We start from the raw sequence: 25,664 nt of genomic DNA on the forward strand, positions 1-25,664 counted from the left end.
AGCACAGAAACGAGATTATGTCCGGCGCTTCGCGTTTCGTCAACAGGTTTTTTACCGCATCGTGACAAACTTCATATCACAACCACCTGGACCGTCGATTCCCTGCGAGGGCCGTCCTGCCTGGCTCTCCCGCTACCGAAATCGAACCGCTAACCCCTTACTTCCCGCTTCTCTCCGCCTCATCCAGAAGCGAAGAGGCCGAATTCTAGTGGGTGCTTCGGGGTTGCGCAAGGGGTTTGTGAAAAGAATATTAAAGGCACGCAGAAAGCGTCTGTCTGGCATGAGATACCGAGGACTGAATTCGTACCGAATAACCGTGGCGCGCCCCACACGCCAATCACGTCACGCATGCACCGTCCCAGAGATTTCGCCTACGGAAGCTATCGGTCTTCCGACTAGCATCCAGTGAGCGGCAAACGGCCAACGCGCAATTCACACAGGCGTTCGACACTCACTCCGCGCTCAACGCCTCACACAAGCCGGAAAAGAAAAACCCCGCGGACCGTTGCCAGGCGCGGGTTGAACAACGTCTTGGTGCTTCATGAAAAGCTAAATTGGTGCCGGCTGCAGGACTCGAACCCGCCACCTTCTGATTACAAATCAACTGCTCTACCTGATGAGCTAAGCCGGCGAAGTCAGCGATTTTACTTCATTTGACGACCTTGAGGTGGCCTCGACCAGGTGATTTAGATCCATCGTCGTCGGGAGGAGACTCGTCATCGCCTCGAGTGGACGCCGTCGTCTCACGATGCTCGATCCGCTCAGCCCCACTTTCGTCCGGGCCCAACTCCGACGAACGCGGCCCGCCCTCGCCCGACACATCCGGTGCCGCGCCGATCGCAGCGGAATCGACGGGAAACGCCATGCCCTGGCCATTCTCTCGTGCATAAATGGCGAGCACGTTGGCGACCTGCACCTCGATCTTGTGCGACTTGCCCGAAAAGCGCGCGCTGAACTCGATCCACTCATTGCCCATCTGCAGCTGGCTTGTGGCCTCGAAGCTGATGTTCAGCACGATCTCGTCGTTGCGCACGAACTGGCGCGGCACGCGTGTGCCGTTGTCGACCCGCACCGCGATATGCGGCGTAAAGCCGTTATCCGTGCACCACTCGTAGAGCGCGCGCAGTAGATAAGGCTTGGTGGATATTTCTTGCATCGACTTGCCCTCTATCGATGCGGAGCACCGCCGGTCTAGCCGGCAAGCCCCGCACTCGAATACGTTAGCGACGCATCACTTTTTCCGAAGGCGTCAGCGCTTCGATATAAGCCGGCCGGCTGAAAATTCGCTCGGCGTACTTCATCAACGGCGCAGCGTTCTTCGACAGCTCGATGCCATAGTGATCCAGGCGCCACAACAGCGGCGCAATGGCCACGTCGAGCATGGAAAACTCTTCGCCGAGCATGTACTTGTTCTTCAGGAAAATGGGGGCGAGTTGCGTCAGGCGATCGCGGATGGCATTGCGTGCCTTCTCGTGATTCTTTTCCGCTGCCTTGCCCTTCTCGTTTTCCAGCGTGCCGACGTGCACGAACAGCTCTTTCTCGAAGTTCAGCAGGAACAGGCGAGCGCGGGCGCGCTGTACCGGATCGGCGGGCATGAGTTGCGGATGCGGAAAACGCTCGTCGATGTATTCGTTGATGATGTTCGATTCGTACAGGATCAGGTCGCGCTCGACCAGGATCGGCACCTGTCCGTACGGATTCATCACCGCGATGTCTTCCGGCTTGTTGAACAGGTCAACGTCGCGGATTTCGAAGTCCATGCCCTTTTCGAACAACACCAGCCGGCAGCGCTGGGAGAACGGGCAAGTAGTGCCGGAGTACAAAACCATCATGATTAAAAGTCCCTTCAGAAAAACATAAGGGCCAGCGTGCGAAAAGCGCCTGCTAGGAGGCGCTTTGACGACGCTGACCCACACCGATCGCGGCGTGTTATTTAATCTGCTTCCAGTATGCCGCGTTGAGGCGCCACGCCAGAAAACTCAAAATACCCAAGAACATCAGGACCCAGACGCCTAGCTGTTTTCGCGTCTGCTGGGCCGGTTCCGACATCCACGACAGGTACGAAACCAGATCGGCCATAGCCGAATCATAATCTACTGGCGACATCGTCCCCGGAGTCACTTGGGTATAACCCGCGAAATGTTTGACCTTTTCGCCAGTTTTCTCGTCGACTTCAGTATCGAATTTCGCCGTCCGCACGCCCTGCAATTCCCACAGCACATGCGGCATTGCGACGTTTTCATACACAAGATTGTTCCAGCCGGTCGGCCGGGTATCGTCGCGATAAAAACTCCGCAAGTACGTGTAGATCCAATCCTTGCCGCGTGCCCTCGCCTCCACCGACAAATCCGGCGGCGACGCTCCGAACCACGTTTTTGCATCGTCGGGACGCATGGCGATCGTCATCGTGTTGCCGATCTTGTCCGTGGTGAAGAGCAAATTCGCCTGGATCTCCTTCGGATCGATGCCGATGTCCGTCAGCCGGTTGTAACGCATCAAATTCGCGCTGTGGCAATTCAGACAATAGTTTACAAATAATTTGGCGCCGTGTTGAAGCGAAGCGAAATTATCGGCGCTATCGGGCGCGGCATCGAGCGGCACTTCTTGCGCATGCGCCGGGGTCAAGCCGAACGTAATCAGCGCCGCGCCAATCACCGCGAGGGTAGAAAACCATTTTTTCATCGTCGTGTCTCTGGTCTCATGCAACATGGTTGCTGTCTGGGCGCGGGGTCAATGCGGCTTGAACCGCACGCGATCCGGCGGCTGCTTGAAGCGGCCGCGCGTCGTCCAGAAGGGCATGCCGAGGAAAAACCCGAAATAAATCAACGCACAGATCTGCGCGATCAGCGTGCTGGCCGGCGACGGCGGTTTCGTGCCGAGATAGCCGAGTACCAGGAACGCAAACACGAAGACGCCATAGAAGACCTTGTGGAAAAGCGGACGGTATCGGATGGACTTGACGGGACTACGGTCAAGCCACGGCAGGAAGAACAACGACACTACCGCAGTCCCCATCACCACCACGCCCCAGAACTTCGATTCCGTCAACGCCATGAACACCACGACCAATAACGCCAGCACCGGCAATCCCAGCCGCCATTTGCCGCGCGCTCGCAGCAGCGCCAGCACGCCCAGCGCCGCAATCACGATCATCAGCACGATCTTGAATGGATCCGTGGTGGCACGCAGCATGGCGTAGAAAGCCGTGAAGTACCAGACCGGCGCGATTTCAGGCGGTGTCTGCAGCGAATTTGCAGGTACGAAATTGTTCGCTTCGAGGAAATACCCGCCCATTTCCGGTGCGAAGAAAATGATCGCGGCGAAGATGAACAGGAACACGCAGACGCCCATGAAATCGTGGACGGAGTAGTACGGATGGAACGGGATGCCGTCGAGCGGAATGCCCTTTTCATCCTTCTTCGCCTTGATCTCGATGCCGTCCGGGTTATTCGATCCCACTTCGTGCAGCGCCACCAGGTGCGCGACGACCAGCCCGATCAGCACCAGCGGAATAGCGACCACATGGAACGCGAAAAAGCGGTTGAGCGTCACGTCCGACACGACGTAATCGCCGCGAATCCACAGCGACAGATCCGGCCCGATAAACGGAATCGCCGAGAACAAGTTCACGATCACCTGCGCGCCCCAGAACGACATCTGGCCCCAAGGCAAGAGATAACCGAAGAACGCTTCGGCCATCAGGCACAGGAAGATCGCGCAGCCGAAGATCCACACGAGTTCACGCGGCTTGCGGTACGAGCCGTACATCAGCCCGCGGAACATGTGCAGGTAGACGACGACGAAGAACATCGAGGCGCCCGTGGAGTGCATGTAGCGAATGAGCCAGCCCCACGGCACTTCGCGCATGATGTATTCGACCGATGCAAACGCGAGCGTTGCGTCGGGTTTGTAGTTCATCGTCAGGAAGATGCCGGTGACGATCTGGTTCACCAGCACCAGCAGCGCCAGTGAGCCGAAGAAGTACCAGAAATTGAAGTTCTTCGGCGCGTAGTACTCGGAAACGTGCGTCTTCCAGGTCGATGTCAGCGGAAAACGCCGGTCGATCCAACCCAGGAAACCCGTTGTTTCAACGTCTTTATCGGTAGCCGCCATTACGCTTCTCCCTTTTCGTCCTTGCCAATCACGAGTGACGTCGCCGAAGTGAACATATAGGGCGGGATGTCCAGGTTCTGCGGTGCCGGCTTGTTCTTGAAGACACGGCCAGACAGATCGTAGGTCGAACCATGGCATGGGCAGAGAAAGCCGCCGGGCCAGTCGTCGGGGAGATTGGGTTGGGCGCCTTCCTGGAAGCGCGGGGTGGGAGTGCAGCCAAGGTGCGTACAGACTGCTACGGCAACCAGTACGTTCTTGTGATCGGCGCGCGACCGGTACTCGTTGTTGCAGTACTCCGGTAGCGGCATCGTGAATTCTTTCTTCGACTGCGGGTCGGCGAGCTCCGGATCGGCTTTCTTCACATCGGCGAGCATTTCGTCGGTACGGTTCAGGATCCACACCGGCTTACCGCGCCAGGCAACCGTCATCAGGTCACCAGGCTTGAGACCTGATATATCCACTTCGACCGGCGCGCCCGCTGCCTTGGCTTTTTCCGACGGTGCAAACGACCCGACGAACGGGACGCAAGCGGCTACGCCGCCCAGTCCGCCCACTACGGTCGTCGTGATCAGCCAGGTTCGGCGGCTGCCGTCGACGCGTTGATCTTCGTTGTCTCGCATCACACGCCCCACTTCTAAGTTGGATTTATACCGTCAGTTCGTTCTACCGACGCTAGTGTGCGCGAATGGAGTCGTCATTTACAAGAGTTGAATAGCAAAAAACGCTCGAAGTCCTTCATTCTTAAGGGTTTCCCCGCACTTATCGGGACTATCGAATGAAGGGGTTATTTAACCCATCCCGATTATTTATTGCAGCGCAAGATAATCAGACAGGATTATCGATATCGATAAAGACGTGCTCGATATCGAAATGCTCCGCCACATGGGCGCCGAGCGCCTGAACGCCGTATCGCTCGGTGGCATGATGCCCCGCCGCAATGTAGGCCACGCCGCTTTCGGCCGCGATATGCATGGTCTGCTCCGACACTTCGCCGCTCACGTAGACATCGGCGCCGGCGGCAATGGCTTCGTCAAAGAAACCCTGCGCGGCGCCCGTGCACCATGCAACGCGACGCAGCTCCCAGTCCGGATTGCCGAGCACGAGCGGCTTGCGTCCGACTTCATTTTCGACTGTCGCGGTGAAATGCTCGAGTGACAAGGGCACAGGCAACGACGCGATCCAGCCAAGATCCTGGTCGCCGAAACGGTTGTCCGCGATCAAGCCCAGACGCGCGCCGAGCTGGGCGTTATTGCCGAACTCGGGATGCGAGTCGAGCGGCAAGTGATACGCGAACAGGTTGATGTCGTGAGCGAGCAGCGTCTTCAGGCGGTGATATTTGCGCCCGGTGATCTGCGGCGCCTCGTTCTTCCAGAAGTAGCCGTGATGCACGAGCACGGCATCGGCGCCCCACTCGATAGCGGCCTCCAGAAATGCCAGTGAAGCCGTTACGCCCGTTGCCAGTTTCCCAACGCGGCGTGAGCCTTCAACCTGCAGACCATTCGGGCAATAGTCCTTGAAGCGCCCGATTTCAAGCAGATTGTTCAGATACAATTCCAGTTCGATCCGATCCATGAATTCCTCTATTCCATCAAATGCTTAGACGCTTCTGGCTGTTTTTTGCCCAAGCGGTGACCGTGCTTTTGGCGCTGATGTTCATCGTCGCGACCTTGAAACCGCAGTGGCTTCAACGCCAGGGAACGTTCGGCAAGCAACTCGCCGAACCGATCGTTGCGTTGCAGGAAGTTGCGCCGAGCATGGGTTCCCGGCCCGCCCAGTCGTCCTACGCGGATGGCGCGCAGAAAGCGATGCCCGCCGTGGTCAACGTATTTTCGAGCAAGGACGGCTCACTACCGCCCGATCCGCGCGCGAAAGACCCGCTGTTCCGCTATTTTTTCGGCGACAAGAACAAGCGCAAGGGCGAAGAAACGCCGGCGTCGAATCTCGGCTCAGGTGTGATCGTCAGCTCCGAAGGTTACATTCTAACGAACCAACATGTCGTGGATGGGGCTGATCAGATCGAAGTTGCGTTGGCTGACGGACGGACGTCGACAGCGAAAGTAATCGGCGTGGATCCGGAAACCGATCTCGCCGTGCTGAAGATCAATATGACAAACCTGCCCATCATCACGCTTGGTCGCATGGATCAGACGCGTGTGGGCGACGTGGTGCTGGCGATCGGCAATCCGTTCGGTGTCGGGCAAACGGTGACCATGGGGATTGTCAGCGCGCTTGGACGCAATCACCTCGGCATCAATACGTTCGAAAATTTTATTCAGACCGACGCCGCGATCAACCCGGGTAATTCGGGCGGTGCGCTAGTCGACGTGAACGGCAATCTGCTCGGCATCAATACGGCAATCTATTCGCGCAGCGGCGGCTCGCTCGGGATCGGCTTTGCGATTCCCGTGTCGACGGCGCGCAGCGTGCTGGAAAGCATCATCACCACAGGCACGGTCACGCGCGGCTGGATCGGCGTGGAACCGCAGGACGTGACGCCGGAGATCGCGGAATCGTTCGGGCTCGAGCAAAAGTCAGGCGCGATCGTGGCGGGCGTATTGCAAGGCGGACCGGCCGACAAGGCCGGCATCAAGCCCGGCGACATCCTGATCAGCATCAACGACGACACCATCACCGACACCACGCGCCTGCTGAACGTTGTAGCGCAGATCAAGCCGGGAACCTCGGTGAAGGTGCATCTCATGCGCAAAAGCAAGGAACTGGACCTGGCCGTGGTGATCGGCAAACGGCCGATGCAGCCCAAGCAACCCCAGGCGCCGGACGACCAAGGCGGTGGCGATCAGGGGGATCAGAGCGACGAGTGAGGTATTGGCGGTGTTGCCCGCTCATTGATCTGCGACTCTGCGTGTCGCGCGCGATAAGAAAAAGGCCGTTTCCAACTCACGTTGGAAACGGCCTTTTCTCTTTCATGTCGAGGTTTCAATCACCCGCTGCCTGAAACCTTCAATCTCCATCCCGCTTGACGTCCTCCGCGGCTTCCGCTTCCTGCTCCTTGATCTTGTCCTTGCCCACGATAATTCGCGCCGCAATGATGCCGACCTCATAAAGAATAATCAGCGGTACAGCCAGGATCAGTTGCGAGAACACGTCCGGCGGCGTCACCACCGCAGACACCACGAACGCGCCGACAATCACATACGGTCGGATCTGGCGCAATTTCTTGATCGTCACGAACCCCATTCGCGCCAGGATCACCACGATGATCGGCACCTCGAAGGTCACGCCGAACGCTAGAAACATGGTGAGGACGAAGCTCAGGTAATTATCGATATCCGTCGTCATTTCCGCACCGAGCGGCGCGTTGTAGTGCGCCATCACACGGAAAATGGTCGGAAACACGACGAAGTACGCGAACGCCATGCCGCACAGAAACAGGAAGTAGCTGCTGCCGACCAGCGGCACGACCAGCTTCTTTTCATGCTGATACAGCCCCGGCGCGATAAACGCCCAGATCTGGTACAGCACGATAGGCAGCGCAATAACCAGCGCGACCATCATGGTCACTTTCATCGGCACGAAGAACGAACCGGTGACGTCGGTGACAATCATCTTGCCGTCCTTAGGCAAGTTCTGCATCAGCGGACGCGCGAGTAACCGGAAGATGTCGGGCGCCCAATAAACCAGGCCGATGAACACGACGATGACTGAAGCGCCTGCGCGGATGATGCGGTCGCGCAGTTCGACCAGGTGCGAGATAAACGTCTCTTCGACGGGCTCGTCTTTAATCTGTTGCGGGTCGCTCACGCCGGCCCTCTGCTGGGATTCATCGATGGAAGGGAAAGTGGTGGACGCGCAATGAAAGCGTGGAAAACATCAGAAAAACCGCGTGGGACGGCGCAGCGTCTCAGGGGTATGCCGCGCCACGCGCGCCGCGCCTGATTGGACACGCGTCTTGCGCAACGTGGTGCGCTTGTACCAGTTCGGAATGGCGGTCTGCTTGACGCGCCAGTTCTTGCGCTTCGTGGGCGACGCGTTGCTGCTATTCGTGGAAGAACTCCAGGCGTCACCCGAAACGTGAGTCAGATTCGGATCGCCACCGCCCGCCACGCTGTCCGACACCGACGTGCCCTGGTTCCAGGCGTCGTTGAGTTCGTTTTCATGCTGGCGCAGATTGTCGTGAATCTTGTTCTCGACATTCGATGCCGCCGTTTCGAACTCGGTGCGCATCTTCTTCAACTCGTCGAGTTCCATCTCGCGTGAGACTTCGGCCTTGACGTCGTTGATATACCGCTGCGCGCGGCCAAACAACGCGCCGGCCGTTCGTGCCACGCCGGGCAAACGTTCCGGCCCAAGCACTACCAGCGCGACGACGCCGATCAGCGCCATTTTGGTCAGACCAAGGTCGAGCATGGAATCGAAGATCCTGAAGGTGGCGAGTGGATGTGGCCGGTGCCGTGCTTACCGTGCTTATCGTATTTAATTAAGCAGCTTGATTAGCGGTAGTCGCTCGAACGGGTCTTGTCCTTCGCTTCGACGTCGACCGCACCGTTGCGTGGCAGTTCACGCTGCTCAGCCGGCGTGGTTTCGCCTTCCTTCATACCTTCCTTGAATCCCTTCACTGCGCCGCCCAGATCGCCGCCGATGTTACGCAGCTTCTTCGTGCCGAAAACCAGTGCCACGATCAGCAGAACGATCAACCAATGCCAAATGCTCAACGAACCCATGACTGAAAACTCTCCTTGGCCTCGCCGCGCATGTCGCTCGCGACGAAGAATGTGGACCTTGCGGCCCGAGTCGGAGCATCGACGCCCCGATGTTTAAACCGATATTTTGCGCGCGCAATATTGCGATGGAAAGACGCTTTCGTTTTCATTACATCCTGATCGCGCGATCAGGCGTATCCATCGAAAAATCCGTTCAGCCCATCCGGCGCCACGGACGCTCCCCAGCGAGGATGTGGGCGTGGATGTGATACACCTCTTGCCCGCCGCCCGGACCTGTATTGATGACGGTCCGAAAACCGGTATCGCCGCCGGTGTACGCCACGCCCAATTCGCCGGCAAGCCGCGCCGTCAGGCTCAGCATTCTACCAAGCAGCGGCGCATCGGCTTCGGTGCAGCTCGAGAGCGTCTCGATGTGTTTACGCGGGATCACCAGCACATGGACGGGCGCGGCCGGATTGATGTCGTGAAAAGCGACGAATTCATCGTCCTCATGGACTTTCTTGCTCGGAATTTCTCCCGCGGCGATCTTGCAGAAAATGCAGTTCTCTTGGCTCATGTGTCTCGCGGGATACCCCGATATGAATGAGGATTAAACGTTCAACATCAAACCCAGGCGCGCGGTTGCAACGGCTTGTTTTCGTACAAAAACAGCCAGCCCTTTATAACGCGATAAAGCGTCCAGATTCCGACAACGAACAAAATCGGGAAGCCGATGAACACCCAGAGCAACGCTACACCGATCACATGACCGAGCAGCGCCAGCCAGAAGGTGCGGATCTGCCATCGGAAATGCGCTTCATAGGGCGTGCCGGCGACGTCATCGCGTTTCAGATAATTGATGATGATCGCGATCAGCACAGTCAGTCCGCCAGTCAGCCAATACGCGGCGTAGAGCGCATACAGGACGTGCGTCAACGTGCGCAAGCTGCGCATGCGTTCCGAATCGGGCGAGTTCTCATAAACAGGTGGCGGATAAGGCTCGTAAGATTGATTCATTTCATCCTCCTCGGCGACCGGTCGAACTTAACCTGACCGTGCGGCTTAGCCGCCGTTTTCGTTTTGCTCGCGATCGCGGGATTTACGCAACGCCTTCTCTTCGATCCCCGACATCCCTTCCCGACGTTCAAGTTCGGCAATGACGTCTGCCGGACCGAGGTCGAAATGGGACAGCATCACGAGACAATGGAACCACAAGTCGGCCACTTCGCCGACAAGCGCCTTGGGTGCGCCGCCGTGTCGCGTGTCCTTCGCGGCCAGCACGACTTCGGTAGCTTCTTCGCCGATCTTTTTAAGGATGGCGTCGTCACCTTTATGAAAGAGTCGGGAAACGTAGGATTGTTCCGGGTCTCCCCCCTTGCGACTATCGATAATCGCGGCGAGGCGCAGCAGCGTGTCTTGCGTGGAAAGCGTGGCTTGAGTCATTACTTATAGATATGTTCAGGGTCCATCAAGACCGGATCGACCGCGACCCAGTCGCCCGTTTCCACCGATCCCTCGAATTTCTGGAAAAAGCATGAGTGGCGTCCGGTGTGGCATGCAATGCCCGACACCTGCTCCACTTTCAACAAGACGACGTCTTCGTCGCAATCAAGCCGGACTTCATGCACGTGCTGGACGTGTCCCGATTCCTCGCCCTTGAACCACAAGCGTTGGCGCGAACGCGAGTAATACACCGCGCGCTTCAATTCGATGGTTTTCGCCAATGCTTCGCGGTTCATCCACGCGAACATCAGCACGTCGCCGGTCGTCGATTCCTGCGCGATCACCGGCACGAGGCCGTTTGCGTCCCATCTGACTTTCTCGATCCAGCCCGTTTCTTCAGTTTGTGCAGTCACCGCTTAAATCCTCACCGAGATGCCCTGATCGGCCATGAAGCGTTTTGCCTCGCCGACCGTGTGTTCGCCATAGTGGAAGATGCTGGCGGCAAGCACCGCATCGGCGTGACCTTCGGTGATGCCATCGGCGAGATGCGCAAGCGAACCCACGCCGCCCGATGCAATCACCGGAATGGAAATGGCGTCCGAGACCGCACGCGTCAGCGCAAGATCGAAGCCGCTTTTCGTGCCATCGCGATCCATGCTGGTCAGGAGGATTTCGCCGGCGCCAAATTCCGCCATCTTTCGCGCCCATTCGATCACGTCGAGCCCGGTGTTCTTGCGGCCGCCATGCGTGAATACTTCCCAGCGCGGGGTTTCGCCCACGGCGCTGACACGTTTCGCGTCGATGGCGACCACGATGCACTGCGAACCATGTTTATCCGACGCATCGCGCACGAGTTGCGGATTCGACACCGCCGATGAATTCATGCTGATCTTGTCGGCGCCCGCGTTCAGCAGCCGGCGCACGTCCTCCACCGCGCGCACGCCGCCGCCAACGGTCAGCGGAATGAATACTTGCGACGCCACCTGTTCGATGATCGGCAGAATCAGGTCACGCTGGTCCGAGGTCGCCGTGATGTCGAGAAACGTGAGTTCGTCGGCGCCCTGGTCGTCGTATCGGCGTGCGATTTCGACGGGGTCGCCCGCGTCGCGCAATTCGAGGAAATTGACGCCCTTGACCACGCGGCCAGCGGTGACGTCGAGACACGGGATGATGCGTTTAGCGAGAGCCATGTTCTTGCGAATGCCGTTTTGCTGCGAGTGAGTGCTTATGAAAGCGAGGCGGTTTGGTTGACATTGTGACCCGCCGCGCAAAGAACGCCGCACCGTCTAAAGCGACTTGCGGCGCGCAGCGTCGATCACGCTGAGCAGGAAGCCGTCCTGCATGGGGATCGACCACCGGCAGAAAGCGCAGAAGGCGCTTAAATCAGGCGTGCCGAAATGCTCGCCCCGTCGTCGTCAAATTTACCCTCGACTACGCGGCACGCTCCACAACACACGTCGATCAGGCGTCGTCGGCTTCGCGCAATTTGTCGGCGCGTGCTTGTGCGGCGGCGAAATCCAGATCGCCCGAATAAATCGCACGTCCGCAGATTACGCCTTCAATGCCTTCGTCTTCCACTTCGCACAGGGAGTCGATGTCGCCGAGATTCGACAATCCGCCGCTCGCGATCACCGGGATCTTGACGGCTTGCGCCAGCCGCACGGTGGCTTCAATGTTGATGCCTTGCAACATGCCGTCGCGGCCGATATCCGTGTAGATGATCGCCTCGCAGCCGTAGTCCTCGAACTTGCGGCCAAGGTCGATGACTTCATGACCGGTCAGCTTGCTCCAGCCGTCGGTGGCGACCTTGCCGTCCTTCGCGTCCAACCCGACGATGATATGACCCGCGAACGCGGTACACGCATCCTGCAGGAAGCCCGGATTTTTCACCGCAGCCGTGCCGATGATCACGTACTCCAGGCCGTCGTCGAGATACCGCTCGATGGTGTTCAGGTCGCGAATGCCGCCGCCAAGCTGCACCGGGATGTCGTTGCCGACTTCCTGGATGATCGCGCGAATGGCGTCTTCGTTTTTCGGCTTGCCGGCAAATGCGCCGTTCAGGTCGACGAGATGCAGCCGCCGTGCGCCCCGATCGACCCATAGCCGGGCCATTGCCGCCGGATCTTCGGAAAAAATGGTCGCCTGGTCCATATCGCCTTGTTTAAGGCGTACGCACTGACCGTCTTTTAGATCGATGGCCGGAATGAGCAACATAGAAATAGCGTTATCGGATGAGGGTTAATCGAACGGTTGCAAACTTTGGCACAGTGCCTGTTTCGCCTACCGTTTCGCTAGTGTAGTACAAGTAATGCAAGGCTCGCGGCTGCAAACGGCATAAGCCAAAACGTCAAAGCAGCGCTAAAACAGCATCGAAACCGCGAACATTACGGTTTCCAGTGTACGAAGTTTCGATACAGCCGCAAGCCCGCGTCGGCGCTCTTCTCAGGGTGAAACTGGGTCGCGAACAGATTGTCCCGCGCGATGGCCGAGGTAAACGGCGCGCCGTACATCGTTTCGCCGGATGTATGCGCCGGATTGTCCGGAACGCCGTAATAACTGTGCACGAAATAGAAAAACGATTCGTCGGGCACGCCGTCCCAAAGCGCATGCCGCTGCGTCTGGCGCACGCGATTCCAGCCCATCTGCGGGACTTTGAAACGCGAACCGTCGTCCTGCAGCCTGCCTTCCAATTCAAAGCGCACGACCTTGCCGGGTATCAGACCAAGGCCGTTCGTTCCCTTCGCGTCCCCTTCCTGGCTCCAGTCGAACAGCATCTGCTCGCCGACGCACACGCCCAGCATGGGTTTGTCGCGCGCAGCTTCGATCACCGCTTCCTGCAGACCGGACGCACCGAGATGCGCCATGCAGTCGCGCATGGCGCCCTGCCCCGGCAACACAACGCGATCGGCCGCGCGGATGGCTTCCGGCTGCCCGACGATCGCCACGTCCGCTTCCGGCGCCGCCTTGCGGAGCGCCTGATACACGGAGCGCAGGTTGCCCATGCCGTAATCCACGATTGCTATCGAAGTTTTCATCGAAGTATTCAATTCAGCAGGTTCTAGAACGCTATTTCAAAGAGGGCAGCAACGCCTTCAATCCGTTGACGATAAATTCCACCGCCAGCGCCGACAGCATCAAACCCATCAGCCGCGTACCGATGTTAATGCCGGTCCGGCCGACCCACCGCGCAATGGGTTCAGCAAGGCGCAGCGCACCGAAACACAGCGCCGCCAGCACCGCGCCGATCATGACCAGCCCGATACGGTCATACCAGTGCGCCACACTTGCAGAATAGACGATCACCGTGCTGATAGAGCCCGGCCCCGTCAGCAGCGGAATGGCGAGCGGTACGACCGCGATGCTGTTTTTCATCTCGGCTTCGTGGCGCTCTTCCGGCGTGGAGCGTGCGTTGCCAACTTGCGCGTTCAACATGTTGATCGCCATCAGCAACATGATGATGCCGCCGCCCACTTCAAGAGACCCGACGGAAATCCCGAAGAACGCGATGATCTGCTGCCCGAGCAACGCCGTCACGGCAATCACGCAGAACACCGAAATAGACGCGATCCGGATCGTGCCGGCCTTTTCCGAGCTCGACATATCGGTGGTCAGGCTCAGGAAAAACGGGATCGCACCGACCGGATTGATCAGCGCGAGCAACGAAATAAACGATTTGAGTAGATTCATCGCAGCCCGTCATGGCTCGTATCGACGCGGACGGCCCGGACGCGCTCAATCAACCTTGAGAGCACGCCCGGCGTTTGCCGGTTTTCCGCGTTATTTAGAAGGCGCTTAAAGGCTGCCCTTGGTCGATGGAATCTGTCCTGCCGCGCGCTCGTCCAACTCAACAGCCATGCGCAGCGCGCGTCCGAACGCCTTGAAGACGGTTTCCACCTGATGATGCGCGTTGATGCCGCGCAAATTGTCGATGTGCAGCGTCACGCCCGCGTGATTCACAAAGCCGCGGAAGAATTCGATGGTGAGATCGACGTCGAACGTACCAATGCGCGCACGCGTGAACGGCACGTGAAATTCCAGCCCCGGACGGCCCGAAAAATCGATCACGACGCGCGACAGCGCTTCGTCGAGCGGCACGTAGGAATGGCCATACCGGCGAATGCCCTTACGATCGCCAATAGCCTTCGCCACTGCCTGGCCCAGCGTGATGCCGGTGTCTTCCACCGTATGGTGATCGTCGATATGAAGGTCGCCATGCGCTTCGACTTCAAGGTCGAAGAGGCCGTGACGCGCGATCTGGTCGAGCATGTGGTCGAGAAACGGCACGCCGGTAGCAAGCTTTTGCTTGCCCGTGCCATCCAGATCGAGCTTCACACGGATCTGCGTTTCGCTGGTGTTGCGAACGACTTCCGCAATACGCATGGTGTTTCCTTGGAGACTTTTAAGAGATTTCAGTGCAGCGCGAGTTTCAGGGCGGCGATCATTTGCGCATTCTCATCCGCCGATCCCACCGTCAAACGCACGCAATTTGCCAATAACGGATGCATTTTACTCACGTTTTTGACTAAAACCCGCGACGTCAGCAGGGTTTCGAAGACAGCGGCGGCGTCGGGAACGCGAACGAGCAGGAAGTTGCCCGCGCTCGGGAAAACGGTCGCGCCGGGCATCGCCTTGATCGCGTCTTCCAGATGCGTGCGTTCAGTACGAAGTTCGGCGGCCTGGGCATCGAGGACGTCGAGGTGATCGAGCATGAAGTCCGCCGCCGCCTGCGTCAGCACGTTGACGTTGTACGGCGGGCGCACTTTATCGAATTCCGTGGTCCATGACGCCTTGCCCGCCAGATAACCGAGACGGATACCGGCGAGGCCGAGCTTCGACATCGTCCGCATCACGACCACGTTGTCGAAATCAGCGGCGCGTGGCAACCAGCTTTGCTGGGCGAACGGCTGATACGCCTCGTCGATCACGACCAGGCTCTTTGATGCCGCCGCGATCACGCGTTCGATATCGGCGTCGTCGTAAAGCGTGCCGGTCGGATTGTTCGGATACGCGAGATACACGAGCGCGGGCGCATGTGTTTCGATGGCGGCGATCAGCGCGCCGGCGTCGAGCGTGAAGTCGGCGTTCAACGGCACGCCGATAAACTCGAGCTGCGCGAATTTCGCCGACATGGCGTACATCACGAAGCCGGGAACCGGCGCGACCACTTTGGCGCCGGGTTTCGCACACGCCATCGACATCATGCTGATCAGTTCGTCCGAACCGTTGCCGAGCAGCACTTCGCATGCGGCGGGCACCTGCATCGCGAACTTGATTTTCTCGAGCAACGCAGTGGGGCGCGGTTCCGGATATCGATTCAACGCAACGTCCGCGAGCCGTTCGCCCAACTCGGCGGCCAGTTTCGCCGGCAGCCGATACGGATTTTCCATCGCGTCGAGCTTCACGAGGCCGGTTGAGTTCGGCACGGGATAACACGTCATCGCGAGGACGTCGGGGCGGAGAATGTCTTGTGGTCGTGTCATGGTATTGCCGGACTCCAGCGCCGGACGTTGAGCGGCTCTAAGGCCGCCTCAATGTTGGATTTACTGCGACGTATTTTTCATCCGATATTCAGCGCTGCGCGCATGCGCCTGCAGCCCTTCGCCATATGCCAGTTCCGCTGCTATCTCGCCGAGCGTCTGCGCGCCTTCCGCGCTGACTTCGATCACGCTCGAGCGCTTCATGAAGTCGTACACGCCCAGCGGCGAAGAGAATCGCGCGGTACGCGATGTCGGCAACACGTGGTTCGGCCCCGCGCAGTAATCGCCAAGACTTTCGCTCGTATAGCGGCCAAGAAAGATCGCGCCCGCGTGACGAATCTTCGCCGCCCAGTGATGCGGATCGAGCGCGGAAATTTCGAGGTGTTCCGGCGCGATGTCGTTGGCGATCGTGCAGGCTTCGTTCATGTCCGCGACCTTGATCAGCGCGCCGCGGTCTTCGAGCGAGCGCTGGATCACATCGCGGCGGGGCAACGTGGGCAGCAATTCGTTGATCGCGTCTTCCACGCGCTGGATGAACGCGGCGTCCGGACACAGCAGGATGGATTGCGCGAGTTCGTCGTGTTCGGCTTGCGAGAACAGGTCCATCGCGACCCAGCGCGGGTCCGTGGTCGCGTCGCAGATGATCAGGATCTCTGACGGTCCCGCGATCATGTCGATACCAACCGTGCCGAACACGCGCCGTTTCGCCGACGCCACGTACGCGTTGCCGGGACCGCAGATTTTATCGACGGCAGGAATGGATTGCGTGCCGTATGCCAGCGCGCCAATCGCCTGCGCGCCGCCGATGGTGAATACACGATCCACGCCACCCAGCAACGCCGCCGCGAGCACGAGCGGATTTTTCACGCCGTCCGGCGTGGGCACGACCATCACGATTTCCTTCACGCCGGCCACGCGCGCGGGAATCGCGTTCATCAGCACTGATGAGGGATACGCCGCCTTGCCGCCCGGCACATAGATACCGGCACGATCCAGCGGTGTGACTTTCTGCCCGAGCACGGTGCCGTCCGCTTCCGTGTATTGCCAGCTATGGCTACCGCATTCAATCCGCTGCTTCTCGTGATACCCGCGCACGCGCGCCGCCGCCGCTTCCAACGCTGCACGGCGTTTCGGCTCAAGCCCTTCGAGCGCCGCCTCCAGTTCAGCCGGCGGCAACTCCAGCGACGCAACGCTCTCGGCTTTCAACCGGTCGAACTTGTTCGTGTAGTCCAGGACGGCGTCGTCGCCACGCGTTTTGACATCGGCGAGGATTTGCGCGACCGAGCGCTCGATGGCTTCGTCCTCGCTCGCCTCGAACGCGAGCACCGCGTGCAGCGCCGTGTGAAAACCGTTGGCGCCGGAATCGAGTTTGCGAATCTTGATAGACATGCTGGTATCCGTTTGTTTGCCTTGGCTTGCGTCGCGTTTTTAAGCGCCGAGCGAGGCGCGTTCGAACGCATCGAGATACGGCTTCAACGCGGCGCGCTTCAACTTCAGCGCAGCCTGGTTGACGACCAGACGCGACGATATTTCCATGATTTCTTCAACTTCGACCAAATCGTTCGCACGCAAGGTATTACCGGAACTGACCAGGTCGACAATGGCGTCGGCCAGACCGACCAGCGGCGCCAGTTCCATCGATCCATACAGCTTGATCAGATCGACGTGCACACCCTTCGCCGCGAAATGCTCACGTGCCACTTCAACATATTTTGTCGCGACACGCAGCCGGGCACCTTGTCGCACGGCCGTTTCGTAATCGAAGCCGTTTTTCACCGCCACCGACATGCGGCAGCGCGCAATGTTCAGATCGATGGGTTGATACAAACCGCCGCCGCCGTGCTCGATCAGCACGTCTTTCCCTGCAACGCCGAAATCGGCCGCGCCGTACTCGACGTAGGTCGGGACATCGGTTGCGCGCACGATAATCACGCGCAGATTCGGGTTCGTGGTCGGCAGGATCAGCTTGCGCGACGTTTCGGGATCTTCGGTCACTTCCACGCCGGCTGCGGCGAGGAGCGGCAGGGTTTCATCGAAGATGCGTCCCTTCGACAACGCCAGGGTCAACATGGTGCCTGCCGGCACCGAGGCGGAGGTTTGCAGCGAACTCATTGCTCGCTCCCGCTGCCCTTGATGCGCCGCACATTCGCGCCCACGGCCGTCAGCTTGCTTTCCATCCGGTCGTAGCCGCGATCAAGATGATAGATACGATCGATGAGCGTCTCGCCTTCTGCGCACATGGCCGCAATCACCAGACTCGCCGATGCCCGCAGATCGGTCGCCATCACCTTCGCGCCCGACAGTTTCTGCACGCCGCTCACCAGCGCCGTATTGCCGTCGATGGTAATGCACGCGCCCAGCCGGTTCAGTTCCTGCACATGCATGAAACGGTTTTCGAAGATGGTTTCAACAGCTTGCGACGTGCCGGTCGCGAGCGTGTTGAGCGCCATGAACTGCGCCTGCATGTCGGTGGGGAACGCCGGATATTCCGACGTGCGGAAGCTGACGGCGGCCGGACGTTTGTTCATCCGCACGCGAATCCAGTTCTCGCCTTCTTCAATCGATACCCCCGCTTCGTGCAGCTTTTCGATCACTGCTTCGAGCAGCGAAGGATTCACGTTACGCAACGTCACGTCGCCGCCGGTTGCTGCAACGGCGCACAGGAATGTGCCCGCCTCAATGCGATCCGGCACGACCGAATGGCGCGCGCCGTGCAGCGTGTCAACGCCCTGGATCACGAGCCGATCCGACCCGATCCCATCAATTTTCGCGCCCATCGCGACCAGCAGATTCGCGAGATCGCTGACTTCCGGCTCGCGCGCCGCGTTCTCGATGACCGTTTCGCCTTCCGCCAGCACCGCCGCCATCAGCAGGTTTTCCGTGCCGGTGACGGTGATCATGTCGGTGACAATGCGCGTGCCCTTCAACCGCTTCGCCCGCGCCTCGATAAACCCATGCTCGATCGTAATCTCGGCGCCCATCGCCTGCAGGCCCTTGATGTGCTGATCGACCGGACGCGCGCCGATCGCGCAGCCGCCCGGCAACGACACCTTCGCTTCGCCGAAACGTGCGAGCAGCGGTCCGAGCACGAGAATCGATGCGCGCATGGTCTTGACCATTTCATACGGCGCAACGAGGTTGTCGACCTTCGACGCGTTCAGCCAAACCTTGCCGTCCGTCGATTCCGAGCGCAGGCCCATCTGATTGAGCAATTTGAGCATCGTGCGCACGTCTTGCAGGTTGGGCACGTTCTCCAGATGCACGTCGTCTGCCGTGAGCAGACCGGCGCAAAGAATGGGCAATGCCGCGTTCTTCGCACCCGATACCACGATTTCGCCCGAGAGCTTTGCGCCCCCGACAATCACGAGTTTGTCCATGCTTGGCGTTCCTTCTACGGAGCTTCCTGCTGCGGCGCCGTTATCGGCGTCGCGGTTGTCTTGAGTGAATCGCACTAAATTTTCAGCCAGTCGGTTACGGGTGGTGCTTTAACTTCAAATGTGAAGAACGCTCAGGCGGGTTTCCACTCGGCCGGCGTCAGCGTTTTCATGCTCAGCGCGTGGATTTCCGCGCGCATGCGGTCGCCAAGCGCCGCGTACACGAGTTGATGACGCGCGATTGGCCGCTTGCCTTCGAACGCCTCGCTCACGATGGTCGCGAAGAAATGCTGGCCGTCGCCTTCTACTTCGACATGCTGGCATGCAAGGCCACCAGCAATGTATTCCTTCACTTGTTCCGGAGTCGGCAACATGGAAGTCTCCTGAAAATTAAGCGAACTGATTAGTGACGCAGTTTGTAACCGCTTGCCAGCAGGCGCAGCGCGATTCCCGCCAGTACGACGAAAAATCCGCCGACTATGCCCAGGCTCGCGAGCGGGCTCACGTCGGACATGCCGAAGAAGCCGTATCGGAAACCGTCGATCATGTAGAAGAACGGATTCAGCCGCGACACTTCGCGCCAGATTGGCGGCAGCGTATGCGTGGAGTAAAACACGCCCGACAGGAAAGTCAGCGGCATGATCAAAAAGTTTTGGAACGCGGCGAGCTGGTCGAATTTATCGGCCCAGACGCCGGCAATCAATCCGAGCGTTCCTAGAATCGCCGAGCCGAGGATCGCGAAAGCCAGAATGTAGAACGGCGCGGCGAAGCTCATTGGAATGAACCATACCGTGACGATAAACACACCGAAACCCACCGCTATCCCACGCACCACCGACGCCAGCACGTAAGCAAAATACATCTCCCAGTGCGACAGCGGCGGCAGCAGGACAAACACGAGATTGCCCGTGATCTTCGACTGGATCAGCGACGACGAACTGTTCGCGAACGCGTTCTGCAACACGCTCATCATGACGAGGCCTGGCACGAGGAAGCTTGTGTACGCCACGCCGGGATACACCTCGACGTGACTCGTCAGCGCATGCCCGAAGATCATCAGGTACAAAAGCGCCGTGATAACCGGCGCAAGCACCGTTTGAAACGCAACCTTGTAGAAGCGCAGGATTTCTTTGTAGAACAGGGTACGAAAGCCGCTCATGAAAGGCCCTCGATCACTTCCGGCTCGTTCATCACCTGCACGAACACGTCCTCCAGATCGGCTTTGCGCACATCGATTTCATCGAACGTGCAGCCGGCCGCGCGACATTTCGCGAGGATCGGCTCGACGTCGTCGTAGCTTGCCAGCCGTAACAAATGATTCGTCCCGGACGCGGCGCGGGGATCGACCTCCAGCGAACGCAACTCGGCAGGCAACACGCCCTTCGAAAAACGCAACGAAAGCTGCATGCCAGCAAAGCGCTGCAACAGCGTGCTGGTTCGTTCCAGCGCGACTACTTCACCGCGACGCAGCATCGCGAGCCGGTCGCACAGCGCCTCGGCTTCTTCAAGATAGTGCGTCGTCAGCACGATGGTGTGACCTTCGCGATTCAGCCTCGAGATGAACTTCCAGAGCGTCTGGCGCAATTCGACATCGACACCTGCGGTCGGCTCGTCGAGCACGATCACCGGCGGCTTGTGCACCAACGCCTGCGCCACCAGCACACGGCGTTTCATGCCGCCTGACAGCGCGCGCGTGTTGACGTCGGCTTTCTCGGTGAGATCGAGATTGGCCATGATTTCATCGATCCAGTCGTCGTTCTTGCGCAGGCCGAAATAGCCGGACTGAATGCGCAACGATTCGCGGACGGTGAAAAACGGATCGAAGACGAGTTCCTGCGGCACCACGCCCAGCGAGCGGCGCGCTTGGCGGAAATCCGTGACTACATCGTGGCCGAGCACGGAGATGGCTCCGCTATCGGCGCGCGCAAGACCGGCGAGGATGCTGATGAGGGTAGTTTTACCGGCGCCGTTGGGGCCGAGCAGCCCAAAAAACTCGCCTTCTTCTACGACCAGGTTCACGCCTTTGAGCGCTTGCAGCTCTTTGTAGCGCTTTTTGACGTTGCGTATTTCTATGGCTGACATGACAGTGCGCGCGCCAGTGGGGGCGGCGCCTCAATGTGTGCGGATCGGAACCGGAACCAGCCTTTACAAAAATGAAAGGCGGATAGCAGACCGAAAAAACGGTTGATTATAGGCCAAACGCGGCAGAGGTTCGCCGCAGGCGAGTCCGTAACAACCCTGTCAGGCGCGTTCGATCAGTAACGAACGCGCCGATGGTTCAACAGGACAGGGTCAATGTCGAAAGGTGAGGAGCGTGTCAACGCCATAGGCTTGCGCGAGACTGGCAAGCCCGGAGGGAAGGTTGATGACAACCAACGCCGCGCCGCGCGCAGCGGCCGCGCGTTCCCACGCGAGCAGCACGGCGAGCGCCGACGAATCGAACTGCTTGAGCGGCGCGCAATCCACTTCGGTTGCGCCCGCAGCGATCCGCGACAAACCCGCGTCGAGTGCGCTTCTGGCGCTGTCGTGCGTGAGCGTCGCGGCGGTTTCGAAGCGACTCACGATGCCTTGCCGCTCGCAAGTTGCTGATTGCGCTGCGTGAGGAACTGCACCAGGCCGTCCACGCCGTGTTGCTGGATCTGCTCGCTGAACTGCTGCTGGTAAGCCTGAATCAGCCACGCGCCGAGCACATTGATGTCATAGACTTTCCAGCCTTGCGGCGTCTTGTACAGACGATAGTCGAGCTGGATCGGCGAACCGTTGTTGACCACGACCGAGCGCACCACTACGTCCGTATCGCTAGGATCTGCGCGGAACGGCTTGTACTCGACTTGCTGGTCGCGAACCTGCGCAAGCGCACCGGAATACGTGCGAATCAGCAACAGCTTGAACTGTTCGACGATCTGCTTCTGCTGTTCCGGCGTAGCCGTATTCCAGTTGCGTCCCATCACGAGACGCGTGGTACGCGTGAAGTCCGTGTACGGCAGGATCTTCTCGTTCACCAACTGCGTAATACGCGTGATGTTGCCCGACTGGATCTGCTTGTCGGCCTTGATCTGGTCGAGCACTTGCGACGTGACGGTCTTGACCAGCCCGTCGGGGGTGGACATGTCGCCAGCCTGCGCGAACGCACCGCTACAAAACGCCATCAGCACAGCAAACAGGGGAAGTAGAAATAGTTTTTTCATTACGGACTCTGCAAAAAAAGTGGCCTGGGTTTGAGCGCGGTATTCACCATGAGTTCATCTGCCGCGCTCTATTCAGCCGTCATAACACTTTCGATATATTACTGGTCAGCCGTCATCCACGCTTACCGCAGCTTGAACGACGGGAACGACGGAATCCGCGGCGGCACCATTTGGTCCGGCCGCACAGAAGTCGCGCCGGGCTCGCTCGCCGCAGTTGCACCGGAAGCCGCAGCCGCACCGGAAGCCGCTTCCGATCCCGACGCCGCCACGGCCGGCGCCGCTGTAGCACTTGGAGCAGGCGCCGCGCCCACATCGTCGTACTTCGGCAGGGATTCACTGCTGTCGCTCGCGCTGTTGTCGCCGCCAATCAAGTACTGACGGCGCTGAAGATACGCGTTGCGCACGAACGAATACTTGTCGAGCGCGGCGCCCGAAAGCACATCGCCTGCGCCAAGCAGGTTGGCCCGCGTGTTGATCAGTTGCACGCCAAAGAGCGTGGTGCGGAACCAGGATGGGTCTACGTAGCTCGTCACGCTACCGAAATAATCGACAACCGTGCCCGCCGTATCTCGAACCGTACTCGGTCCCAGCAGCGGCAGCACTACATACGGGCCCGCCGGCACGCCGTAATGGCCAAGCGTCAAGCCGAAATCCTGAGTGTGCTTCGGCAGCCCGGCAACGCTCGCCACGTCGAAGAGGCCAGCCACGCCGAAGATCGAGTTCATCACCACGCGCATGATGTCCGACACGCCGTCAGCAATCTTCAACTGCACAAGGTTATTCGCGGCCGTATAAATATCGCCGATATTGCCGAAGAAGTTCGTAACGCTGTCGCGCACCGGCTGCGGCGTTACATACACGTAACCCTTCGCAAGCGGCTTGAGCGCGACCTGATCGATCTTGTCGTTGATCGTGAACATCGTCCGGTTGTAGCTCTCGAACGGGTCGCCCTTGGTCGGCGTCGTTACGGTAGCGCACCCGGCGAGCATCGCCACCGCGACCATCACAGCCGCGCTATTTACGCGCATCGCCTGCATTTCTTCTTCTCCTTATTAATGCTGAGCCGAAGGCTGGCCCGTTTCGCGAGATCGACCAAGTTTCGACTGCCTGAATTTGCACGACTCACTTACTTAGCGGCCGCGCTCGCGCCCATCGCGCTCGCTGCGCCGGGAAATGTGGGCGCGGCAGGCGTTGCAGCAGGTGCGGCAGGCGTTGCCGAGCTTTTCGACGCACCCGAATCCGCTGCCTTGTTGTACAGAAACTGCCCGATCAGATTCTCTAGAACGACCGCCGATTGCGTCATCGAAATAGTGTCGCCGGCCTTGAGCATCTGGTCATCACCACCCGGCTCCAGGCCGATGTACTGCTCGCCGAGCAAGCCCGACGTCAGGATCTTCGCCGATGAATCTTTCGGAAACTGATATTGCTTGTCGAGATCGATCGTGACCAGCGCCTGATACGTGTTCTGGTCGAAGCCGATCGAATTGACGCGGCCAACCGTCACCCCCGCGCTCTTCACCGGCGCACGCGGTTTCAAGCCGCCGATGTTGTCGAATTTCAGCTTGACCTCGTAGGTCGGCTGAAACGACAGCGAGCTCATGTTGCCCGCCTTCAGCGCGAGGAATAACAGCGCCACGAAACCCAGCACCACGAAGAGGCCGACCCAAAAGTCGAGAGCAGCAGTCTTTTTCATCGTCTTCCCAAAGAATCTTGTCGCAGTTTTTTGCGTGAAGGACAGTGCCCTTCACAACGTCCACGAACCGGTGAGCCGAATCGCCACACAGGGGCGTCGCGATCCCGACCAGAGTCGTTAATTGAACATCAGCGCGGTCAGCAGGAAATCCAGCCCGAGCACGGCCAGCGACCCGTACACCACCGTTTTCGTGGTCGCGCGCGACACGCCTTCCGGCGTCGGCTGAGCTTCATAACCCTGGAACAGCGCGATGAACGTGACGGCAAAGCCGAACACCACGCTCTTGATCACACCGTTGCCTACGTCACTCCATACGTCGATGCCGCCTTGCATCTGCGACCAGAACGCGCCCTCATCCACGCCGATCATCAGCACGCCGACTACGTAACCGCCGAAAATGCCGACCGCACTGAAAATGGCGGCCAGCGCCGGCATGGCGATGATGCCAGCCCAGAAACGCGGCGCGACAACCACCTTGAGCGGATCGACGGCCATCATTTCCATGGCCGTGAGCTGCTCGCCGGCTTTCATCAAGCCGATCTCGGCCGTCAGCGACGTGCCCGCGCGGCCCGCGAACAGCAACGCGGTCACCACCGGCCCGAGTTCGCGCACCAGCGACAGCGCGACCAGGAGGCCAAGCGCTTGCTCGGAGCCGTATCGGTTAAGGGTGAGATAGCCCTGCAAACCGAGCACAAAACCGACGAACAAGCCGGAAACCGCGATGATCAGCAGCGAATAGTTACCGACAAAGTGGATCTGTTTCGTGACAAGGCGCGGCCGGCGCAGTAATGGAAAGAATTCGACGATCAGGCGCAGAAACATGCGCGTGGCATAACCGATCGTGCCGAAGCCGCCGAGCACCGTGCGTCCGAGGGCGCTGATCATGCCTTTGCTCCGAGTCCAAAGTCCGCCGCCAGCGGCGTCGTACTGGAATAGTGAAATTTGAACGGGCCGTCGGGCGCGCCGTCGATGAACTGCCGCACCGACGGTTCCTGCGAGGCCCGCAATTGCGCCGGAGTCCCTTCAGCCAAAATCCCGCCGTTCGCGATGAAATACACGTAGTCCGCAATGGCGAACGATTCCGGCACGTCATGCGTCACAAGAATCGACGTGGCGCCGAGCGCGCTATTCAGCGTGCGGATCAAATTAGCCGTAATGCCGAGCGAAATGGGATCGAGGCCGGCGAACGGCTCGTCGTACATCATCAGTTCGGGATCGAGCGCGATGGCGCGGGCAAGCGCCACGCGTCGCGCCATGCCGCCCGATATCTCCGATGGAGCCAGATCGCGCGCGCCGCGCAGGCCGACCGCGTTGAGCTTCATCAGCACGAGGTCGCGCAGGAGTTCGTCGGGGAGGTCGGTGTGTTCCCGCAGCGGGAACGCGACGTTATCGAACACGGTCTGGTCGGTGAAAAGCGCACCGAACTGGAACAGCATGCCCATTTTGCGGCGAAGTTCGTAGAGGCCTTCGCGGGTTTGCGTGCCGACGTCCTTGCCGCCGAACAACACCTGGCCGCGTTTGGCCTTGACCAGGCCGCCGATCAAACGCAGCACGGTCGTCTTGCCACAGCCGGAACCGCCCATGACAGCCACGACCTGACCGCGCTTGAAGCGCATGTTCAGGTTCGATAAAACGAGCCGGTCGCCGTAGCCGAAATCGACGTCGCGAAGCTCTAGCAAGGTCTCGGGAGAAGCTGACACGGGGGCTGGCAATCC

The 25,664-nt window shown here is 59.4% G+C and carries 32 protein-coding genes and 1 tRNA gene; 1 reads left to right on the forward strand and 32 read right to left on the reverse strand.

Going from position 1 to position 25,664, the window contains the following annotated elements; all coding sequences use genetic code 11:
* Positions 1-555 precede the first annotated feature (555 nt).
* The 7 genes from M0D69_RS20705 to M0D69_RS20735 all read right to left on the reverse strand — a co-directional run bounded on the left by M0D69_RS20705 (position 556) and on the right by M0D69_RS20735 (position 5,685).
* Positions 556-631 (reverse strand) — tRNA-Thr (locus M0D69_RS20705).
* A gap of 18 nt (positions 632-649) precedes the next feature.
* Entirely contained in the window at positions 650-1,156 is a 507-nt protein-coding gene (locus tag M0D69_RS20710) for a ClpXP protease specificity-enhancing factor (RefSeq protein WP_301783821.1), read from the reverse strand.
* Between the two features lie 64 nt (positions 1,157-1,220).
* The gene (locus M0D69_RS20715) at positions 1,221-1,832 is read right to left on the reverse strand and encodes a glutathione S-transferase N-terminal domain-containing protein (RefSeq protein WP_031362199.1); all 612 of its coding nucleotides are present in this window, start codon (positions 1,830-1,832) and stop codon (positions 1,221-1,223) included.
* 97 nt (positions 1,833-1,929) lie between these two features.
* On the reverse strand, positions 1,930-2,682 hold the full coding sequence (locus M0D69_RS20720; RefSeq protein WP_301783822.1) for a cytochrome c1: 753 nt from the start codon (positions 2,680-2,682) through the stop codon (positions 1,930-1,932).
* Positions 2,683-2,730: 48 nt separating this feature from the next.
* Positions 2,731-4,113, reverse strand: a complete 1,383-nt coding sequence (locus tag M0D69_RS20725; RefSeq protein WP_301783823.1) for a cytochrome bc complex cytochrome b subunit — start codon at positions 4,111-4,113, stop codon at positions 2,731-2,733.
* Positions 4,113-4,733 (reverse strand): ubiquinol-cytochrome c reductase iron-sulfur subunit, encoded by a 621-nt coding sequence (gene petA / locus M0D69_RS20730; protein ID WP_301783824.1) that lies wholly within the window; start codon positions 4,731-4,733, stop codon positions 4,113-4,115. Before petA ends, M0D69_RS20725 begins: the two co-directional genes overlap by 1 nt.
* Before the next feature lie 205 nt (positions 4,734-4,938).
* The gene (locus M0D69_RS20735; protein ID WP_301783825.1) at positions 4,939-5,685 is read right to left on the reverse strand and encodes a Nif3-like dinuclear metal center hexameric protein; all 747 of its coding nucleotides are present in this window, start codon (positions 5,683-5,685) and stop codon (positions 4,939-4,941) included.
* Positions 5,686-5,705: 20 nt separating this feature from the next.
* Here M0D69_RS20735 and M0D69_RS20740 point away from each other — a divergent pair, with 20 nt between their 5' ends.
* Positions 5,706-6,935, forward strand: coding sequence for a S1C family serine protease (locus tag M0D69_RS20740; RefSeq protein WP_301783826.1), 1,230 nt, complete (start codon positions 5,706-5,708; stop codon positions 6,933-6,935).
* A gap of 139 nt (positions 6,936-7,074) precedes the next feature.
* Here the strand turns inward: M0D69_RS20740 and tatC are convergent, their stop codons facing one another.
* From tatC to M0D69_RS20865, 25 genes are all read right to left on the reverse strand, one after another.
* Positions 7,075-7,875: a twin-arginine translocase subunit TatC gene (gene tatC, locus M0D69_RS20745; RefSeq protein WP_301783827.1), complete on the reverse strand. Its 801-nt coding sequence runs from the start codon at positions 7,873-7,875 to the stop codon at positions 7,075-7,077.
* A gap of 69 nt (positions 7,876-7,944) precedes the next feature.
* Entirely contained in the window at positions 7,945-8,481 is a 537-nt protein-coding gene (gene tatB, locus M0D69_RS20750; protein WP_301783828.1) for a Sec-independent protein translocase protein TatB, read from the reverse strand.
* 83 nt (positions 8,482-8,564) lie between these two features.
* Positions 8,565-8,795, reverse strand: coding sequence for a Sec-independent protein translocase subunit TatA (gene tatA, locus M0D69_RS20755; protein ID WP_047845407.1), 231 nt, complete (start codon positions 8,793-8,795; stop codon positions 8,565-8,567).
* 193 nt (positions 8,796-8,988) lie between these two features.
* Entirely contained in the window at positions 8,989-9,351 is a 363-nt protein-coding gene (locus M0D69_RS20760; RefSeq protein WP_047845406.1) for a histidine triad nucleotide-binding protein, read from the reverse strand.
* A gap of 47 nt (positions 9,352-9,398) precedes the next feature.
* Positions 9,399-9,791 (reverse strand): hypothetical protein, encoded by a 393-nt coding sequence (locus M0D69_RS20765; RefSeq protein ID WP_301783829.1) that lies wholly within the window; start codon positions 9,789-9,791, stop codon positions 9,399-9,401.
* 45 nt (positions 9,792-9,836) lie between these two features.
* On the reverse strand, positions 9,837-10,217 hold the full coding sequence (locus M0D69_RS20770; protein WP_047845404.1) for a phosphoribosyl-ATP diphosphatase: 381 nt from the start codon (positions 10,215-10,217) through the stop codon (positions 9,837-9,839).
* Entirely contained in the window at positions 10,217-10,630 is a 414-nt protein-coding gene (hisI, locus tag M0D69_RS20775; protein ID WP_301783830.1) for a phosphoribosyl-AMP cyclohydrolase, read from the reverse strand. The genes M0D69_RS20770 and hisI overlap by 1 nt, the downstream gene beginning before the upstream one ends.
* Positions 10,631-10,633: 3 nt before the next feature.
* Entirely contained in the window at positions 10,634-11,407 is a 774-nt protein-coding gene (hisF, locus tag M0D69_RS20780; protein ID WP_301783831.1) for an imidazole glycerol phosphate synthase subunit HisF, read from the reverse strand.
* 271 nt (positions 11,408-11,678) lie between these two features.
* On the reverse strand, positions 11,679-12,431 hold the full coding sequence (gene hisA, locus M0D69_RS20785) for a 1-(5-phosphoribosyl)-5-[(5-phosphoribosylamino)methylideneamino]imidazole-4-carboxamide isomerase (RefSeq protein ID WP_301783832.1): 753 nt from the start codon (positions 12,429-12,431) through the stop codon (positions 11,679-11,681).
* Between the two features lie 170 nt (positions 12,432-12,601).
* Positions 12,602-13,252: an imidazole glycerol phosphate synthase subunit HisH gene (hisH, locus tag M0D69_RS20790; RefSeq protein WP_301783833.1), complete on the reverse strand. Its 651-nt coding sequence runs from the start codon at positions 13,250-13,252 to the stop codon at positions 12,602-12,604.
* A 31-nt stretch (positions 13,253-13,283) separates the two neighbouring features.
* Positions 13,284-13,904 (reverse strand): MarC family protein, encoded by a 621-nt coding sequence (locus M0D69_RS20795; RefSeq protein WP_301783834.1) that lies wholly within the window; start codon positions 13,902-13,904, stop codon positions 13,284-13,286.
* A gap of 105 nt (positions 13,905-14,009) precedes the next feature.
* Positions 14,010-14,597, reverse strand: coding sequence for an imidazoleglycerol-phosphate dehydratase HisB (hisB, locus tag M0D69_RS20800; protein WP_031362181.1), 588 nt, complete (start codon positions 14,595-14,597; stop codon positions 14,010-14,012).
* Between the two features lie 29 nt (positions 14,598-14,626).
* Positions 14,627-15,697: a histidinol-phosphate transaminase gene (hisC, locus tag M0D69_RS20805; RefSeq protein ID WP_301783835.1), complete on the reverse strand. Its 1,071-nt coding sequence runs from the start codon at positions 15,695-15,697 to the stop codon at positions 14,627-14,629.
* A 60-nt stretch (positions 15,698-15,757) separates the two neighbouring features.
* Complete coding sequence (gene hisD, locus M0D69_RS20810) at positions 15,758-17,083, reverse strand: histidinol dehydrogenase (RefSeq protein ID WP_301783836.1); 1,326 nt, start codon at positions 17,081-17,083, stop codon at positions 15,758-15,760.
* A gap of 39 nt (positions 17,084-17,122) precedes the next feature.
* Positions 17,123-17,806: an ATP phosphoribosyltransferase gene (gene hisG, locus M0D69_RS20815; RefSeq protein WP_301783837.1), complete on the reverse strand. Its 684-nt coding sequence runs from the start codon at positions 17,804-17,806 to the stop codon at positions 17,123-17,125.
* Entirely contained in the window at positions 17,803-19,071 is a 1,269-nt protein-coding gene (gene murA / locus M0D69_RS20820; RefSeq protein ID WP_301783838.1) for a UDP-N-acetylglucosamine 1-carboxyvinyltransferase, read from the reverse strand. Before murA ends, hisG begins: the two co-directional genes overlap by 4 nt.
* Positions 19,072-19,202: 131 nt before the next feature.
* Complete coding sequence (locus tag M0D69_RS20825; protein WP_301783839.1) at positions 19,203-19,442, reverse strand: BolA family protein; 240 nt, start codon at positions 19,440-19,442, stop codon at positions 19,203-19,205.
* A gap of 29 nt (positions 19,443-19,471) precedes the next feature.
* Positions 19,472-20,227 carry an ABC transporter permease gene (locus tag M0D69_RS20830; RefSeq protein WP_301783840.1) on the reverse strand — a complete coding sequence of 252 codons (756 nt, stop codon included), beginning with the start codon at positions 20,225-20,227 and terminating at the stop codon, positions 19,472-19,474.
* The gene (locus tag M0D69_RS20835) at positions 20,224-21,150 is read right to left on the reverse strand and encodes an ABC transporter ATP-binding protein (RefSeq protein ID WP_301783841.1); all 927 of its coding nucleotides are present in this window, start codon (positions 21,148-21,150) and stop codon (positions 20,224-20,226) included. Before M0D69_RS20835 ends, M0D69_RS20830 begins: the two co-directional genes overlap by 4 nt.
* Before the next feature lie 210 nt (positions 21,151-21,360).
* Positions 21,361-21,630: a lipid asymmetry maintenance protein MlaB gene (locus tag M0D69_RS20840; RefSeq protein WP_082163211.1), complete on the reverse strand. Its 270-nt coding sequence runs from the start codon at positions 21,628-21,630 to the stop codon at positions 21,361-21,363.
* Positions 21,627-22,256, reverse strand: coding sequence for a phospholipid-binding protein MlaC (locus tag M0D69_RS20845; protein WP_301783842.1), 630 nt, complete (start codon positions 22,254-22,256; stop codon positions 21,627-21,629). Before M0D69_RS20845 ends, M0D69_RS20840 begins: the two co-directional genes overlap by 4 nt.
* A 122-nt stretch (positions 22,257-22,378) precedes the next feature.
* Positions 22,379-23,293: a VacJ family lipoprotein gene (locus M0D69_RS20850; protein ID WP_301783843.1), complete on the reverse strand. Its 915-nt coding sequence runs from the start codon at positions 23,291-23,293 to the stop codon at positions 22,379-22,381.
* Positions 23,294-23,382: 89 nt separating this feature from the next.
* Positions 23,383-23,949, reverse strand: a complete 567-nt coding sequence (mlaD, locus tag M0D69_RS20855) for an outer membrane lipid asymmetry maintenance protein MlaD (protein WP_301783844.1) — start codon at positions 23,947-23,949, stop codon at positions 23,383-23,385.
* Between the two features lie 117 nt (positions 23,950-24,066).
* Entirely contained in the window at positions 24,067-24,834 is a 768-nt protein-coding gene (gene mlaE, locus M0D69_RS20860; protein ID WP_301783845.1) for a lipid asymmetry maintenance ABC transporter permease subunit MlaE, read from the reverse strand.
* Positions 24,831-25,649, reverse strand: a complete 819-nt coding sequence (locus tag M0D69_RS20865) for an ABC transporter ATP-binding protein (protein ID WP_301783846.1) — start codon at positions 25,647-25,649, stop codon at positions 24,831-24,833. The genes mlaE and M0D69_RS20865 overlap by 4 nt, the downstream gene beginning before the upstream one ends.
* Positions 25,650-25,664 lie beyond the last annotated feature (15 nt).

It is taken from the genome of Caballeronia sp. SEWSISQ10-4 2 (assembly GCF_030464885.1).
Classification (GTDB): domain Bacteria; phylum Pseudomonadota; class Gammaproteobacteria; order Burkholderiales; family Burkholderiaceae; genus Caballeronia.

Bases quoted from the DNA above. Each gene is read 5' to 3' on its own strand.
- hisC (WP_301783835.1), bottom strand. From the start codon at position 15,697: ATGACACGACCACAAGACATTCTCCGCCCCGACGTCCTCGCGATGACG.
- hisH (WP_301783833.1), bottom strand. From the start codon at position 13,252: ATGAAAACTTCGATAGCAATCGTGGATTACGGCATGGGCAACCTGCGC.
- M0D69_RS20850 (WP_301783843.1), bottom strand. From the start codon at position 23,293: ATGCAGGCGATGCGCGTAAATAGCGCGGCTGTGATGGTCGCGGTGGCG.
- M0D69_RS20835 (WP_301783841.1), bottom strand. From the start codon at position 21,150: ATGTCAGCCATAGAAATACGCAACGTCAAAAAGCGCTACAAAGAGCTG.
- M0D69_RS20825 (WP_301783839.1), bottom strand. From the start codon at position 19,442: ATGTTGCCGACTCCGGAACAAGTGAAGGAATACATTGCTGGTGGCCTT.
- M0D69_RS20735 (WP_301783825.1), bottom strand. From the start codon at position 5,685: ATGGATCGGATCGAACTGGAATTGTATCTGAACAATCTGCTTGAAATC.
- M0D69_RS20710 (WP_301783821.1), bottom strand. From the start codon at position 1,156: ATGCAAGAAATATCCACCAAGCCTTATCTACTGCGCGCGCTCTACGAG.
- M0D69_RS20765 (WP_301783829.1), bottom strand. From the start codon at position 9,791: ATGAATCAATCTTACGAGCCTTATCCGCCACCTGTTTATGAGAACTCG.
- hisD (WP_301783836.1), bottom strand. From the start codon at position 17,083: ATGTCTATCAAGATTCGCAAACTCGATTCCGGCGCCAACGGTTTTCAC.
- tatB (WP_301783828.1), bottom strand. From the start codon at position 8,481: ATGCTCGACCTTGGTCTGACCAAAATGGCGCTGATCGGCGTCGTCGCG.
- hisB (WP_031362181.1), bottom strand. From the start codon at position 14,597: ATGCGTATTGCGGAAGTCGTTCGCAACACCAGCGAAACGCAGATCCGT.
- murA (WP_301783838.1), bottom strand. From the start codon at position 19,071: ATGGACAAACTCGTGATTGTCGGGGGCGCAAAGCTCTCGGGCGAAATC.
- M0D69_RS20795 (WP_301783834.1), bottom strand. From the start codon at position 13,904: ATGAATCTACTCAAATCGTTTATTTCGTTGCTCGCGCTGATCAATCCG.
- petA (WP_301783824.1), bottom strand. From the start codon at position 4,733: ATGCGAGACAACGAAGATCAACGCGTCGACGGCAGCCGCCGAACCTGG.
- hisA (WP_301783832.1), bottom strand. From the start codon at position 12,431: ATGTTGCTCATTCCGGCCATCGATCTAAAAGACGGTCAGTGCGTACGC.
- M0D69_RS20845 (WP_301783842.1), bottom strand. From the start codon at position 22,256: ATGAAAAAACTATTTCTACTTCCCCTGTTTGCTGTGCTGATGGCGTTT.
- mlaE (WP_301783845.1), bottom strand. From the start codon at position 24,834: ATGATCAGCGCCCTCGGACGCACGGTGCTCGGCGGCTTCGGCACGATC.
- M0D69_RS20715 (WP_031362199.1), bottom strand. From the start codon at position 1,832: ATGATGGTTTTGTACTCCGGCACTACTTGCCCGTTCTCCCAGCGCTGC.
- M0D69_RS20760 (WP_047845406.1), bottom strand. From the start codon at position 9,351: ATGAGCCAAGAGAACTGCATTTTCTGCAAGATCGCCGCGGGAGAAATT.
- M0D69_RS20770 (WP_047845404.1), bottom strand. From the start codon at position 10,217: ATGACTCAAGCCACGCTTTCCACGCAAGACACGCTGCTGCGCCTCGCC.
- M0D69_RS20830 (WP_301783840.1), bottom strand. From the start codon at position 20,227: ATGAGCGGCTTTCGTACCCTGTTCTACAAAGAAATCCTGCGCTTCTAC.
- M0D69_RS20725 (WP_301783823.1), bottom strand. From the start codon at position 4,113: ATGGCGGCTACCGATAAAGACGTTGAAACAACGGGTTTCCTGGGTTGG.
- hisF (WP_301783831.1), bottom strand. From the start codon at position 11,407: ATGGCTCTCGCTAAACGCATCATCCCGTGTCTCGACGTCACCGCTGGC.
- mlaD (WP_301783844.1), bottom strand. From the start codon at position 23,949: ATGAAAAAGACTGCTGCTCTCGACTTTTGGGTCGGCCTCTTCGTGGTG.
- hisG (WP_301783837.1), bottom strand. From the start codon at position 17,806: ATGAGTTCGCTGCAAACCTCCGCCTCGGTGCCGGCAGGCACCATGTTG.
- tatA (WP_047845407.1), bottom strand. From the start codon at position 8,795: ATGGGTTCGTTGAGCATTTGGCATTGGTTGATCGTTCTGCTGATCGTG.
- M0D69_RS20720 (WP_301783822.1), bottom strand. From the start codon at position 2,682: ATGAAAAAATGGTTTTCTACCCTCGCGGTGATTGGCGCGGCGCTGATT.
- M0D69_RS20740 (WP_301783826.1), top strand. From the start codon at position 5,706: ATGCTTAGACGCTTCTGGCTGTTTTTTGCCCAAGCGGTGACCGTGCTT.